General features: G+C 69.2%; 11 protein-coding genes. 3 read left to right on the top strand and 8 right to left on the bottom strand.

The window, feature by feature from the left end; translation table 11 throughout:
- Positions 1-300 precede the first annotated feature (300 nt).
- Both Ari01nite_RS02565 and Ari01nite_RS02560 read right to left on the bottom strand, forming a co-directional pair.
- Complete coding sequence (locus Ari01nite_RS02565; protein ID WP_275410817.1) at positions 301-2,058, bottom strand: ATP-binding protein; 1,758 nt, start codon at positions 2,056-2,058, stop codon at positions 301-303.
- Between the two features lie 263 nt (positions 2,059-2,321).
- Positions 2,322-3,956, bottom strand: coding sequence for a methyl-accepting chemotaxis protein (locus Ari01nite_RS02560; protein WP_203778895.1), 1,635 nt, complete (start codon positions 3,954-3,956; stop codon positions 2,322-2,324).
- A gap of 577 nt (positions 3,957-4,533) precedes the next feature.
- Between Ari01nite_RS02560 and Ari01nite_RS02555 the strand changes: the two genes are divergently transcribed.
- Genes Ari01nite_RS02555 through Ari01nite_RS02545 form a run of 3 tightly spaced genes read left to right on the top strand, consistent with a single transcriptional unit; the run spans position 4,534 to position 6,613 of the window.
- Positions 4,534-5,487 carry a hypothetical protein gene (locus Ari01nite_RS02555; protein ID WP_203778894.1) on the top strand — a complete coding sequence of 318 codons (954 nt, stop codon included), beginning with the start codon at positions 4,534-4,536 and terminating at the stop codon, positions 5,485-5,487.
- A gap of 56 nt (positions 5,488-5,543) precedes the next feature.
- On the top strand, positions 5,544-6,269 hold the full coding sequence (locus tag Ari01nite_RS02550; RefSeq protein ID WP_203778893.1) for a hypothetical protein: 726 nt from the start codon (positions 5,544-5,546) through the stop codon (positions 6,267-6,269).
- Positions 6,266-6,613 (top strand): transcriptional regulator, encoded by a 348-nt coding sequence (locus Ari01nite_RS02545; protein WP_203778892.1) that lies wholly within the window; start codon positions 6,266-6,268, stop codon positions 6,611-6,613. The genes Ari01nite_RS02550 and Ari01nite_RS02545 overlap by 4 nt, the downstream gene beginning before the upstream one ends.
- Positions 6,614-6,619: 6 nt before the next feature.
- On the opposite strand, the gene Ari01nite_RS02540 is transcribed toward Ari01nite_RS02545, so the two are convergent.
- From Ari01nite_RS02540 to Ari01nite_RS02515, 6 genes are all read right to left on the bottom strand, one after another.
- Positions 6,620-7,783: a cytochrome P450 gene (locus Ari01nite_RS02540; RefSeq protein ID WP_203778891.1), complete on the bottom strand. Its 1,164-nt coding sequence runs from the start codon at positions 7,781-7,783 to the stop codon at positions 6,620-6,622.
- Between the two features lie 4 nt (positions 7,784-7,787).
- Positions 7,788-8,720, bottom strand: a complete 933-nt coding sequence (locus Ari01nite_RS02535; RefSeq protein ID WP_203778890.1) for a TIGR03619 family F420-dependent LLM class oxidoreductase — start codon at positions 8,718-8,720, stop codon at positions 7,788-7,790.
- A 7-nt stretch (positions 8,721-8,727) separates the two neighbouring features.
- Positions 8,728-10,251, bottom strand: coding sequence for an APC family permease (locus Ari01nite_RS02530; RefSeq protein WP_203778889.1), 1,524 nt, complete (start codon positions 10,249-10,251; stop codon positions 8,728-8,730).
- A 106-nt stretch (positions 10,252-10,357) separates the two neighbouring features.
- Positions 10,358-11,044, bottom strand: a complete 687-nt coding sequence (locus tag Ari01nite_RS02525; protein ID WP_203778888.1) for a cellulose binding domain-containing protein — start codon at positions 11,042-11,044, stop codon at positions 10,358-10,360.
- A gap of 821 nt (positions 11,045-11,865) precedes the next feature.
- Positions 11,866-12,945, bottom strand: coding sequence for a peptidoglycan-binding domain-containing protein (locus Ari01nite_RS02520; protein WP_203779069.1), 1,080 nt, complete (start codon positions 12,943-12,945; stop codon positions 11,866-11,868).
- A 151-nt stretch (positions 12,946-13,096) separates the two neighbouring features.
- A complete protein-coding gene (locus Ari01nite_RS02515) occupies positions 13,097-14,368 on the bottom strand; it encodes a cation:proton antiporter (RefSeq protein ID WP_203778887.1) in 1,272 nt (423 codons plus the stop codon).
- Positions 14,369-14,373 lie beyond the last annotated feature (5 nt).

Here is a 14,373-nt window from a genome sequence, read left to right as displayed (position 1 = left end):
ATAATCAATGTCTGCCGAGTTCAAATCCACGGAAAGGATTCCGCGGCCGGCGCCGATGGGCAGGGTCCCACTGCAGCGCCTACGTCACGTAGATGCGGGTCCGGTGAGCGGGCCGAGAGGAGTAGGCCAGGACCCGGCGGTAGAGCGGGGCCCTTTCTGCTATCTGCGTTTCAGCGGAGGGTCAGACGCGCGGCAACGAATACGGCAGTCAGTTCTCCGGGCGCGCCGCTGACGGAACTCATTTCCCCTCAGGTGTCCGAAATCGCGGGAACCTCAGGTCGTCTTCACCGCGCCGGAGCTTCAGGGTTTGTCTTGGTTTGTGATCTGGTTTCGGGCTTGGTCTGTTGGCTGTCCGTCGCTGTGTTGGTCGAGCAGTTGGTCAAGAGCGTGGAGTAGGTCTCGCACGGTGATGGGTTTGGTCAGGTAGGCGGCGACTCCGGCGGCGTGGAGTTGGTCGATGTGGTGCTGAGTGGCGTCGGCGGACAGCACCACGACCGGCAGGTTGCAGGTTCCGGCTTCGGCGCGCAGGAGGGTGAGTAGTTGGTCGCCGGGCATGTCGGGTAGATGAAGGTCGAGCAGGACCAGGTCTGGGTGGTGTTCTCGGGCGAGTTCCAGAGCGACGCCGGCGAGCATCGCCGGGATGAGGGTGACCGACGGCCGGTGGGTGAGGATCTGTTCGACCAGCCGGACGTTTTCCACCATGTCTTCGACGTAGAGCACGAGCTTGGGGCTCGGATAGCTGCGTAGGGCAAGCAAGTCGGCGTCCTCGGCCGTGGTGTGACTGCTGGTTGCCGGATCGGCGGCGGGCAGGTCGAGCCAGAAGGTGCTGCCATTGCCGGGCAGGCTGGATACGTCCAGGGTGCCACCCATGCTGGCCATGAGGTGGCGGGACAGCGCCAGGCCCAGGCCGGTGCCTTCGAAGCCGGCCTGGGCGGCGTCGAGGCGCTCGAACGGGGTGAACAGCTTGCTCAGATACTGCGGGGCGATGCCGCGGCCGGTGTCGATCACCCGGACGCGTAGCCAGCCGTTCGGTCGGTGCTCGACGATGACCGACGCGGTACCGGTGGGGTGGTTGTACTTGATCGCGTTCGACAGCAGGTTGATCAACACTTGGCGCAGGCGTTGCCGGTCGGCCGCGACACACAGGTCGTCGGGTAGCTGCGGAGCGGGTGTCAACTGCACCCCGGCGGTGGCGGCCAGCGGGCGTACCAGGTCGAGTACGTCGGCAATGAGCGCACCGAGCGGGATCGGCTCCACCGACACGGCCAGGTTCCCGCTCTCGATGCGGGCGATGTCGAGCACGTCGTTGAGCAGGGCGAGCAGATGCCGCCCAGCTTTGAGGATCATGGCGGCCCAATCGCGCTGATCGCCCTCGAGCTCGCTGAGGGTGAGCAGTTCGCTGAAGCCGAGGATCGCGTTCAGCGGGGTGCGTAGCTCGTGGCTGACCCGTGACAGAAACTCGTTCTTTGCCTCGTTCGCCTGGCGCAGGGCTTGGTTGGTCTCGTGCAACTCCTGCGAGCGGCGCAGAATCTCGGCCTGCATTTGCTCGGTGCGCCGGCGCAGCTCAGCGGTCTGATGCTGGGCTTGGGTGTCCTGCTGTTGCAGCTGGACGTACGCCGTGACGTCCTCGACCTGGTGGATGATGTAGGCCACGTGTCCGTCCGGGCCGAGCACCGCGGTGTTGCAGGGGCTCCAGTACCGCTCCTCGAAGCCGCCACCAGCAGCGGCCGGAAGCTCGACGTCGTACTTCTGCACCGCCATCGTGTCGGATTTGCGCCCCTGCAGCACCCGCTGCAGCGAGGCGCGCAGGTTCGTCACCCCGGTCGCGGCCGGGTCGTCGGGGTTGTCAGGGAAAACCTCGAAGATGTCCCGACCGAGGATCTGTTCGCGCGCCGTCATGGTCGCTCGCAGGTAGGCGTCGCTGGCCGCCACGATCTGCAATCTCGGATCCAGCACCAGGTATAGCCCAGGCGCCGACTCGAACAACGCCCGGAAGTCGATCGCAGGCCCCGCTGTGTGGGCGTCAGTCGACCCGACAGACTCCGGCAAACCGGACACCTGCAGATAGTACCAACGCCGGGACCGGCGGACGGTGCAAACCAAAGCTCAACGACCCGAACGGCTCGCCGCGCCGGTTGCGGTACGCCCGGATGAGATCGGCTCTTCCGCCGTGAGCTCGCCGATCTAGGCTCGGCGGTTGGCGGCGGCGCGCGGGGCGAACGGGATGACGGTCGCGTTGGCGGTGCGCACCCGCGGTGCCTCCAATGTGGGCGGTGCGGGGCTGGCTCCACGGTTCTTGCGTCGTGGTGCCACAGAGTGTGTCAGTGGCGGAAGCTGCCCACGATGGTGGTGAGGTCGCTGGCCAGGCGGGTCAGTTCGGTGGCGGCCTGCTGGGTGGCTTTGGCGCCCTCCGCGGTCGCGGCGGCGCCGTTGGCCACGCCGGACACGGTCTGTGCCACTTCACCGCTGTTGGTGGCGGCGTCGGCCACTGAGCGGCTCATCTCCTGCGTGGTGGCGGTCTGTTCCTCGACTGCGGACGCGATCGTGGTGGTGTAATCGCCGATCTGCCGGATCACTTCGGTGATCTCCCCGATCGCGACGGCCGCGGAGCTACTGGACCCCTGGATCGCGCCGATCCGGGCGGTGATCTCCTCGGTCGCCTTCGCGGTCTGCTGAGACAGCTCCTTGACCTCCCCGGCGACGACGGCGAAGCCCTTACCGAGTTCTCCCGCGCGGGCGGCTTCGATGGTGGCGTTGAGAGCGAGGAGGTTCGTCTGCTCCGCGATGCTGGTGATCAGCTTGACCACGTCACCGACCTCCGCGCTGGCCGCACCGAGTTCGGCGACCTGAGCGGTGGTGCGCTCCGCGACGGCCATGCCCGTCTGGGCGACCTGCGCCGCCTGCCCCGCGTTCGAGGCGATCTCACTGATCGACGCGCTCATCTGCTCGGCGCCGGCGGCGATGGTCTGCACCCCGACGTTGACCTCCTCCGAGGCATGTGATGCCGAGCCGGCCTGTGACGACGCGTCGGCCGCACCGGCCTGCAGCTGCGCGGCGACCGCCGACAGTTCCTCCGCCGCGGCGGACAGACCGACCGCGGTTTGCGACATCCGCCCGCCGATGACCTCCCGCAGCCGGGTGGTGGTGCTGTTCAGCGCGGTACCGAGCTGGCCTACCTCGTCACGGCTGTGCACGTTGGCCACCGCGGTCAGGTCTCCTTGTTCGACTCGGCGCAGCACCGCCACGACCCGCCCGAGCGGCCTACTGATCGACCGTCCCACGTAGGCCCCGGCGGCGATGGCCAGCGTCAAACCGATGACCAGGACCAAGATGAGCAGGGTGCGGGCGTTCTGGAACGTCTTCTGCGCCAGATCGGCGGCTGCGGTGGCCTGCGCCGTCTCTATCCCGTTCAGAGCGTCCAACGTCTCACTTACCCTGTCGAACGCGGGATCGAAGCGCTCGTTTTCGGCCGTGGCGGCCTGCGCGACCTTCTGAGCCCGGCTCAGCGGCAGGAGGTCTTCATCCGCAACCGTGTACATGCCGGCCAGCGCCGCCTCGAACTGCTCCCGCGCGGCTTGCTCCTCGGCGCTGCCGTGCTCCGCCGTGTACTGATCCCACAACCCGTCGAGGTGGCTGCGGAACTCGGTGATCTCCTCCTCGCGTTCCTGCATTTCGGCCGGGTTGGTGCTGATCACGTGCCGCAGGACGGTCGCTCGGACCTCGTTCGAGTTGCCGTCGACCTGTGCCAGCAGGCTCACCGGCAACAGGTTGCGTTCGTAAATCCCACCCCCGACCTCGTCGACCGCGGCGAGTTTGACGATCCCGACCCCACCGGCGACCGCGGCCGCGAGGGCGGCGACGAACACCGCACACAAGATCTTCGTGAGCACCGGCAGGTCATCCCACCAACGGCTCCGCTCACGCCCGCCCGCCGCGTCGCCGCCGACTGTCACCATCCGAACCACCCTCACCGCTGTTGGCAGACACCAAACCCTGGCCAGGGCTCACTACCTAGATCGGCAGAAATCCGACACCACTGAGCACGAACCCGACACCGGAGACGGTGGCCCGTCAACCTTGCGGCCCGGCGATCACGGCCAGACTGGAGTCCTGGGCGTGGAGCCGTCCGACCGGGTGCTCGCGCTCGTGCGCCCGTCGCGCACCGCGTGCTCCCGTTTGGATCAGAACTTCACCATCTCAACCTGCTGCGGACATTCGCCGAACTGCCCGGCCTCTCGGTCTTTGCGGCCCATCGACGGACCCGGCGGCAAGCCGAACTGAGCCGAATCGGCTTCCCTCCGGGAAGCCATGCGAGAACAGCCGTTGAGACTGGACCGAAACTTTTCGGCCGTGGTCGACGTATCTCAAGTGCCCGAGTACCTGATCAGACGCATTGACATTCATAAGTATCGATATTAGCCTCCGAAAAGGTTTTCGATATTTCGCCTTGACGGCTTGATCGATCAAGGGCAGTGGTGGCGGCGCCCGAAAGCTGAACAGCGCGAATCCCCCTCCTGAGGAAGGCGGACCCCCATGCCGTTCACTCCACGCCGGATCGCCTCGAAACTGATTGCCGTCTCGGCGGGCCTGGCGATCATCGCGGGCACCAATCTCGCCCTCGCCGGTGCTGCCGCCGCCGCGGTCGCCGGTCCGGGCACCCTGCCGAAGCCTGCGGTAGCCGGCCCCGGTGACGCTCCCCTCGGTGGCGTCGTCCCGGGCCGCACCGGAACCGCCATCACCGCGTCGGCCGAGGTGCAGTCTCTCCACCGCGACCGCACGCTCGCGCGGGTGCGGTCCGGGGGTGACAGCATCGCGGCGGTCGAGCATCCGGCCGCGGGCGTCTACTTCAGCGGTCTGACGACGTCTGCCGGTATCCGCGCCACGCACAGCGTGTTCTACGGCACCGGCGACCGGACCGTATCGACCGACGTGCTCTACGCCCCGACGGTTCAGCCGCCGAGCAGCGCCTGCATCGAGATCACCACCGCGTACACCCCGCGCTATCCCGTGGTCTGGGCCTGGGACTGGTGCGCTCAGGGCAACTCGGGCGTGGCCAAGGAGATCCGGATCGACGCCAATTTCGTCGCCACCTACACCACTGCGGTGAACGGCCTGCCGGCGTACAGCGTCGACATCTCCAAGACGAACGCGAGCAACAACACCTGGACGGCGTACCTCTACAACTTCGCGAGCGGCACCTGGGACACCTTCTGGACGCGTTCCGGGACCAGCCAGATCGGCAACAACGGCTGGGACGTGTTCGAACCGTACGTCACCCGCAACCCGAGCACCGGCGTCGGCTACTACTGCGAGTCGATGACGGGCCGCAAGTTCGAGGCCACCGCCATCCAGGTCAAAATCAACAACGCCTGGACGAATGCCGCGCCGGAGAACCGCGCGTCCCGCTACAGCCTGGATCTGACCTGCGGCTCCCGGCTGACGTGGTCGCAGCCCGCCCTGCACGCCTGGAGCGCCACGATCAACTGACCCGCGTCGCCAAGTTGGGGCTAGCGCAAATAGGTTTGCTATGGAAACCTATTGCCATGACCACTGACTCGGTATCGACCGGCGATGACCCCCGCCGGCTCCTCTCCGACGTGCGCAGCCTCGCCGGCCGCGTGCGCCGTGACCAGCGCCTGACCTGGGTCGCGCTGCTGGTGCTGGCCGCGGCGACCTTCCTGGCCATTCCGTTCGACTGGCTCTTCATGAAGCTGCAGTGCGACGACAGCGGCTGCATGTTCGCGCGTCGCGGCATGCTCTACTACTGGCCGCCAGCGCTGCTTCTCGCTTACGCGGCGATCGCGGTCAGCTACGTGCGGGCCGCCCGGGCGCGGGGGCTGGGCGCCCGCGTTCTGCCGTACGCGATCACCGGTGCCGTGACGGCAGTCCTGTTCACGGCCGCGTATACGACGGCGGCCGCCTATTTCCCGAGCAACCCGCCGTTCGAGGGCGGCCCGTTGCCGTTCTGGTGGATCCTGCTGGACCGGCTGATCGCACCGTGGGGCCTGATCGGGCTGGCGCTGTTGGTGCTGGCCGCGCTGGAACGCAACGTCGCGCTGCTGCTGTTCACCGCGGGCTACCTGGTGCTGGTGCTGTTCGTGCTGCGGACGACCGACGGCATGGACCTGCCGTTTGACCTCCTCCCGTCGTTCCTGTCGGGCACGAACACCCACATCCGGCTGTCGATGGCGGTGCCCCAGCTCATCATCGGTGCCGTACTGCTGGCCGGCGGGATCGGCTTCGCGAAGGCCCACCGGAGGAAGCGGTGACCGCCGAGACCGACGCCCCGGACCCGTCCGACCACCCGGTCATCGGCCTCGACGAGGTCGTGCACCAGCGGGTGCGACTGGGCATCCTCACCATCGCGCACGAGGCGCGGCGCGTCGAGTTCGGCTACCTACGGGTCCAGCTCGACCTGACCGCCGGCAACCTCTCCAAGCACCTGACCGTGCTGGAGACGGCCGGCCTGATCGACATCGAGAAGGGTTACGAGGGCAAGCGCGGCCGCACCTGGATCACCCTCACCCCGGCCGGCAACACCGCGCTTGCCGAGGAGATCGGCCGCCTGAAGGTGCTGATCGCCCGCGTCGAAACCACCGCCGACGGCAAATAGCCTGGTTCACCGGCTCCTGACCTTCACCAGGAGCGTCGTGATCCCGTTGACGAGGTTCGAGCGGACCCGGGTCACCTCACTCGCCAGTTCGACGGAGTCGAGGCGGGGCAGCAGCTCTTCGTACATCAGCCGGATCTCGAGCCGTGCCAGCGCTTTGCCGAGGCACACCTGCGGGCTGCCCCGGCCGAAGGCCAAGTGGTCAACCTTCGGCCGGGTGACGTCGATCCGGTACGGGTCGGTGAATACGTCAGCGTCCCGGTTGCCGGAGGCGAACCACATGACGACCTCGTCGCCCGCCCTGATCAGCCTGCCCGCGACCTGCACGTCGCGGGGCGCGGTGCGCCGGACGTGATACACCGGCGACGCCCAGCGCAGCAGTTCCTCAACCCCGGTCCTGAGCAGATCCGGATTGTCCCGCAGCAGCCGCAGCTGGCCGGGCTGCTCGATGAGGCCGAGCATGGAGTTGCTGAGCGCGTGCTGGGTCGTTTCGTTGCCCGCCTTCAGCAGCCGCAGGAAATAGCTGTCGAACTCCCGCTCGGTCAGCGGGACACCGTCGGCGGGCACCCTGTTGACGAGAATGCTGACGAGGTCCTTGCCGTCGCCGCGCCGGCGCGCGTTGCGCAGTGCCCGGCCGTAGGCGATCACGTCCTGGGTGGTCGGCGAGCGGCACGGCAGATGTTCGGTGATGCCGACCGCGGCGTTGCTCCATGCGACCAGTTGCCTGGTGACCTCCTTGGGGACGTCCAGCAATCGGGAGAGCACCTGGATCGGGAAGTCGGCGCTGATCCGCTGCACGAAGTCGAATTCCGGTTCGGTCAACGCGGCGCAGACGACGTTCTTCGTCAGCTCACGCAGGAAGGCCCCGTAGTTCTGCCGCAGCCGGTGCGGACGGAACTCGCGGGCGATCAGCGCACGCACGGCCGTCTGCCGAGGATCGTCGGTCGGCAGCGAGCGGTGGGCGTCGGCGTCGCGGCTGGCCGCCCGGATGTCCGCGTGCCGGGTCAGGGCCCAGAATCCGCCGTTCGGCGCCGGCTCCGGGTGCCAGTGGACCGGATCTTCCCGGCGCAAGGTGTCGAACTGTCCCCACCCGAGGTTGTCCCGGAAGCGGTCGAGGTCGGTGAGGTCGACCTCGTCGAGCGCAACGGGCGTGGGTTGCGCACCTCGCTTCAACCGGTCAACCCGCCATCTCGTCGAGGCGGCGGACCACGTCGGCGCAGAACCGCGGCAGGTCCGCCGGATCGTCGATGAACTGGGACGGCTTGACGCAGAACGTGCTGAAGCCGGCGGCGATCTGTTCGCGGATCGGGTCCATCGCCGCGCCGAGGTCGGCGACCGAATGGTCGTCCGGAAACACGGCACGCGTGCCACCGACGAGTTCCAGCTCACCGGCGTCCCGACCGGCCTCGGCCATCGCCGTGGTCAGCGCGGCGAGCTCGGCGGGCGCCGGCTGGCCGAGCGGATGGAAGCCGTGGCCGTAGCGCACCAGCCGGCGCAACAGAGCGCTGTGCAACCGCTGCCCGCCGAACCACAGCCGCGGCCCGGTGGCGCGGTGCGCTCGAGGGGCCAGGCTGACCGAGTCAAAAGAGAAAAACTTGCCGTGGTACGAGAACGGGCCCGGCTGCCAGGCGCGCTGGAGAATGTCGAGCTGCTCGTCCAGGATCTGCCCGCGATCGGCGAACGGGACGCCGAGCGCGTCGTATTCGTCCCGGCTCCAGCTCACCGTCGGCTGCACCACCAGCCGCCCCTGGCTGACCAGGTCGAGGGTGCCCAGCTCGCGGGCGAGCAGCAGCGGGTGCCGCAGCGGCGCGATGATCGCCCCGGCCACCAGCCGCAACCGGGTCGTCGCCGCTGCCATCGCGGACAGCAGCACGATCGAGCTCGGCCACGGCATCTCCGGATCCTGGTTGCCGGGCATCGCGTAGTCGCGCGGGTTGCCCATCACCCCGTGCGCACTGGCGTCCGGGCCGAGCACGACGTGTTCGCTGAGCATCACGCCGTCCACGCCGGCGTCCTCGACGATCCGCGCCCACCGCACGAGTTCCGGCAGGTCCCGGCCGGTGACCAGGGTCCAGTTCTCGCTGAGAAGGAACAGCAGGCGCGGCTTCACGCGACCATCAGCCGACCAGATCGGCGACTGCGGCGGAGTCCTCGCTGCGGCGCCGTACGATCCCGACCACCGTGCCCACGGCGAACACGACGAACGGCAGCAGTATCAAGGTGTAGCCCAGGGCGTTGAGCCCCCAGGCCTGGGCCGACGGATCGACGCCCTCGGCGACTGTGCCGGCGAGCAGTCCGAACCGGGACATCAGCAGGTACTCACCGAGCGCCAGCCCCACTGCGGCCAGCACCGGAGCGATGATCGTGACGAACGGGTTGGTGATCTCGCGGTCGCCGCGGAAGTGCTTGATCACGGCGGCGCAGACCAGAATCTCCACCAGCACGATCGCCACCACGGCCAGCCCGCTGAACCAGAAGAACATGTTGAGCACCGGATCCCTGCCGGTGACCCAGAAGATCAGGATCACGATCGCCGTCACGGCCGAGGTGACGATGCTGCCGAGCAGCGGCGCGCCGGCGGCGTTGACCCGGCCCAGCGGCCGGGGCAGCACGCCGGCGCGGCCCATCGAGAAGAAGTAGCGGGCGATCGAGTTCTGGAACGCGAGCAGCCCGGCGAACAGGCTGCTGATCACCAGCCAGGCCATCGTCTCGGCGAGCCAGGCGCCGACATATTCCTCGGCGACGGAGAAGATCACGGCCGCCGAGTCGGCGAGCGGCACGCCGTCGACAGTCGAGCGGGCGGCAGCCTCGTCGACCGCGGTGCTCGCGCCGAGCGCGGAGACGACGCCGAAGGTGGTGATCGCGAAGATCACGGTGATCGCGACGACCGCGAGATAGGTGGCCTTCGGCACCGCCCGTTTGGGATCTCGGGCCTCCTCGCCGTAGATCGCGGTGGCCTCGAACCCGATGAACGAGGCGAACGCGAACGCCAGCGCGATCCCGGCGGAGCCGGCGAGGCCGCCGACGAAGATGTTGCCCGGTGCGAACGACGCGCCGAGGTCCAGCCCGGCCGGCCCGCCGCCGGACAGGATCACGGCGAGCCCGGTGAGCAGCAGCGCCGCCAGCTCGAGCGCGAGCAGGACGCCCAGCACCTTGGCGCCGACCTCGACGCTGAACGCGGACAACGCGAAAACGACCGCCCAGGCGATCAGACTCCAGACGTACCAGGGCAGGTCGAGGCCGATCAGTGCGGCCATCTGGCCGCTGAGCACGGCGCCGAAGAACCCGTAGATGGCCAGCTGGATGGCCAGGTAGGCGAGCAGGGACGCGTACGCGCTGCCGACTCCGGGGCCGATGCCGAGCCCGCGCCCGACGTAGGCGAAGAACGCGCCGGTGTTGGTGACCCGGCGGCTCATCGCCGCGTACCCGACGCTGAACAGCAGCAGGACGATCCCCACCGCCAGGTACGCACCCGGCACCGCGGCACCGTTGCCCACCACGATCGCCACCGGCAACGCGCCGGTCATGCCGACCAGCGGACTGGCCGCGGCAATCACATAGAAGACGATCCCCAACACACTGAGCTTGCCTCTGCGCAGTTCAGCGCTCTCGGCAACGGCCGACTTCGAACCGATGGTCACCGCGGACCTCCCACCAGAGATCATGTGGACCCGAACGAGTTGGAGAACGTTCGCACCCGAACGGTATGCGTGTCAATGCTGGCGAGCGCAACATGCAGCCCGGCGTTCAGCCGACCTGGACGTCGCAGGTCTGGCCCTCGGTCTCACAACCTGTCGGGCGGACCGGGCCGCTCACCCCTTTGGTGGCGTCGAAGCCGAAGATCTCGGTTTGTCCCGGCCGAGCGTTGAACCCGCTGAACACAAACGTGGTGCCCGAGGTGCGTTTGAACGCCCCGAGGGTGCGCCCGACGCTCACCTGGTCCGACGCCGCGAAGGTGATCCGCACCGACCAGTTCTGCGTCGTCGGGCCCCGGTTGGTGACGAACACCCGCGCGTGGAACGTCCGGGATCCGCTCTCTGTAACGGTGTACTGAGACGTGAACTGCCCGGCGGAGGGCGACGGGAACGGTGGCCCGGCAGACGCTGGTGGTGGTCGCCGGCCCTGCTCGTCCCGGTCTCCGCCCTCGTTACCACCGGTCTGGTCCGGCCCGGCGTTCCCGCCGGGCTTCCCGCCCGGCTCGCCGGCGGACGGTGCCGATGAGGGCCGGCCGCTCTCCCCGGCGCCGCCGGCTGAAGGAAGGACCGGCACCGGTGGGACGAACGCGTCCGGATCGTCCGGGAACATCGGGGCGGCCGGGGCAATTGACACCGCATCGGGTTGCCGGCCGAGGATCGCCCAAACTCCGACGACGACGTAAAGCAGGACGACCGCACCAACAGCCGCGCCGAGGCGCTGCCGGCGGGTGAGCGCCACGGGCGCCGCCCTTCGCTGTCCCGGCATGACACCCCCTTGCCCGGAACCAGAGCCCAACATAGCTCCGCCGAGCGGCCGCCCACCCTCGTCCTAACGCGTGAATAAATCCAGCTCACCGGCCTTGTCCGGGACCCGATGGGCGATGCGTCACGGTGGCCGGATCCGGCGCAGGGGAGTAGCGATGTCCGACCCCAGGTCTGGCCTCGGGATGTGATCGCCGGGGCCCGGCGAGTGATCGTGAGCTGCCTCGTCGGCGTGATGAGTGCGGCGCTGGCGGTGGCACCGCCGCAGCGGCAGCCCCGGCCGGCTTCCGTGCCGACCTCCAGTGGGCGCTTGACGGCATCGTGGCGGCCGGCGCGCCGGGCGCGATCGTCGTGGTTCGGTCGCCGAGCGGCGGCTCGCCCTCGATGACACGGCGAGCAGCGGCTGCCCGGCGCCCTTCCGAACGGCGCGGCGATCAGCATCCGCAACTGCTCAACCACACCAGCGGCGTCTACGACTACGCCCACGAAGCTCCGTGAACCAGGCCGTTCGCGGGCTGCTGGTCACGGCGTACTGCGGCGGTTGAGGCAACTCGAGGCGAGGGTCAGGCCGCACGGCCCGCGCGTGCCGATCGCGGTCGCGCGACGCCCTCGAGGTCAAACAGGTGAACTGGCTCTCCCGCGTCAGACCCGCGCGATGGTGCTGGATGCGGCGCTGGAGCACAGCCAGGCGGAAAATGTGCAGGTTGCCGACGAGATGGCTTCCGAAGAGGACGCGTTCAACGGGTTCGCCCGGTTGGTGGCCGCACGTCTGCAACGAATAACGCGCTCCGGTCTACATCACGATCCGGACGGTGCGGGAGGCGGGCGTTTTGCGGCTTCCTTGACTGCGGCTACGGTGGCCGCGTCCATGGTGCCGGTGGGCTTTACGCCGAGGGCGGTCTGGAAGGACTTCAGGGCTTCGGTCAGGTCTGGGGTCCACACACCGTCCACCGGGTGGGGCCAGAAGCCAGCCAGCTTCAAGGTTTGTTGTACGGCGGCGGTGGTGGCGATGGCCTCGTCGGCGGCCTGGCTGCCCTGCGCCTGCAACTCGGCCTGCAGCGCCGCGTTGGTGGCCATGTCCACCGTACCGGTCTCGGGTAGGTTGTTGGCCTTTTGCATGGCCTGGACGGCGGCGACTGTGGTCGGACCGTAAACGCCGTCGACCTCGGCCTGGTAGTAGCCGGCCTCGGCCAGTGACTTCTGCACGGCCAACGTGTAGTCGCGGGCCTGGCGTAGCTGGTCCTCGCTCAGGCAACCCGCCTCGGCCAGCAGCGCCAGCCAGGACATCTCCAGGGCTACGGCGGCGGCGTTGAACTGCTCCGACGCCTGGCGCAGCGGGGTCTGGTCGGTGATGCCCTGCTGGGCCGCGGTGAAGTCCGCGTCGGCCTGCTTCAGCCGGGCGACCGTGGTCTCGGCGATCGGGGGTTCGGCCGGGACCGACACCGAGACCGGTGGCGACGGGGCCGCCTCGCCGCGGGCGGAGGCCAGGGCGGCGGTCGCCTCGGCCACCTCCTGCTCGGCGGTGGTCACGTCCGCACGGGCGGTCGCGACCTGGTCGGCGGCGGTGAGCACGTCGGACCGCGGCTCGGTCAGGTCGGCGCCGGCCTCCTTGACGTCGCCGACGGTGGGCGCGGTCCCGGTGATGAGGTTGCCGTAGCGGTCCAGCGCCAGCACGTACGAGGCGCTGGTCCGGCAGAAGGCATCGGCGCGGGCGGCGAGTTCCGTCCGCGCCTCGGCGAGGGCTTCCTGCTTTTCGGCAAGCTGCCGCTCGGCCAGCCGGACCCGGGCGCCGCCGTCCGTGTTGCCGCAGCCGGTCGGCGCCAGGGTCACCGCGATCAGGGTCACCGCGATCAGCGGGACGCGTACGCGACATGGCATTTTCAACGGCGGCTGTTCCGCTTGCGCAGCAGAACGACGACGCCCGCGACCACCAGCAGCAGGGGAAGAACGAGTCCCCACATCACCAATCCGTTCATGCGAGCCTCTTCCCAGCGGCGAATTCGGCCCGGCCAGAGTCCCAGCCCGGGGATTACCGCGGGTCATCCCGGCCGGGTGAACCGGAGCGATGTGGCAGCAACCCGCGAACCGGCAGATGCGGGACCGGCGGCCGGCCGGGGTCGGCGACGGTCGCCGCGTACCGGTCGGCGAGCGGCTTCGCGCTCAGGCCGTGCGCCAGGACGCTGAGCAGGACGGTCATCCCGATGATCGCGACCGCGCGGCCGGCCTCGCCGGACAACTCCTCCAGCGCGATCACCGCGAAGATGACCGAGGCCAGGCCGCGCGGGCCGAACCAGCCGACGAAGGCCACGGTCGGCGCGGGTAGCCGGGTGCCGAGCAGGGCGAGTGTGACGGGGAGCATCCGGACCACGGTGAGGCTCAGCACGGCGTAGAGGAGGGTTCGCCAGTCGGCGCGGTCGAGGACGATCGGGACGGCGACCGCACCGAAGATCAGCCAGGTCAGCAGCGACATGAGCCCGGCGGTCTGCTCGACGTAGTAGATCTCCCTGGCCTCGGTGCGGCGGGCGACGTGGCCGAACGCCAGACCGGCGACGAACGCGGCGACGAAGCCGTTGCCGTCCAGCCAGAGCGCGCCGGCGTAGGCGACCAGGGTCAGGGCGAGAACGGCCGGTCCGGCGAAATCCTCCGAGGCCCAGACCCGGCGGCGGGCGATCCGCATGGCGTACCCACCTACCGCGCCGGCCACGATGCCCGCCGCCAAGCCGATCGCCAGGTCGGCGAGCGCGGCGCTCACGCCGTGCCCCGGAACGCCCTCGGCGGCGAGCGCGCCGGCAATCGCGACCATCACCACCGGGGTGGCGATACCGTCGTTGAGCCCGCTCTCCACGTTCAGCACCCGCCGGATCCGTTCCGGCACCGCGGGGTTGGTCATCACCGAGGCGCCCAGCGCCGCGTCGGTCGGCGCCAGCGCGGCGCCGACCAGCAAGGCCAGCCAGAATCCGGTGCCGTCGACCAGCCACAGCGCGAGGACCGCCCCGGCGGCGATGGTGAGCGGGAGCCCCACCCCGAGCAGGCGCGCGTACAGGCCGGCGTCGGCCCGCAGTTCCCGCAGACCCACCCGGGACGCGTCGGCGAACAGCACCCACACGAGGGTCAGCTCGGCGAGGGGCTTGATGGCCTCCGGTGTGATGCCGAACGCGATGAGGTGGAGCCCCTCGCCGAGCACCAGCCCGGCGGCGACGAAGACGATCGGCGCGCTCAGGTCGGCGCGACCGAGGCGGGCCGAGAACAACCCCCAGCCGAATACGGTCAACGCGACCAGAGCGACCGCCTCGGCGCCCATCTACC

Origin of the sequence: Paractinoplanes rishiriensis (assembly GCF_016862375.1) — a bacterium.
Taxonomy (GTDB): Bacteria; Actinomycetota; Actinomycetes; order Mycobacteriales; family Micromonosporaceae; genus Actinoplanes; species Actinoplanes rishiriensis.
This window is presented reverse-complemented; position numbering and strand designations above follow the sequence as displayed.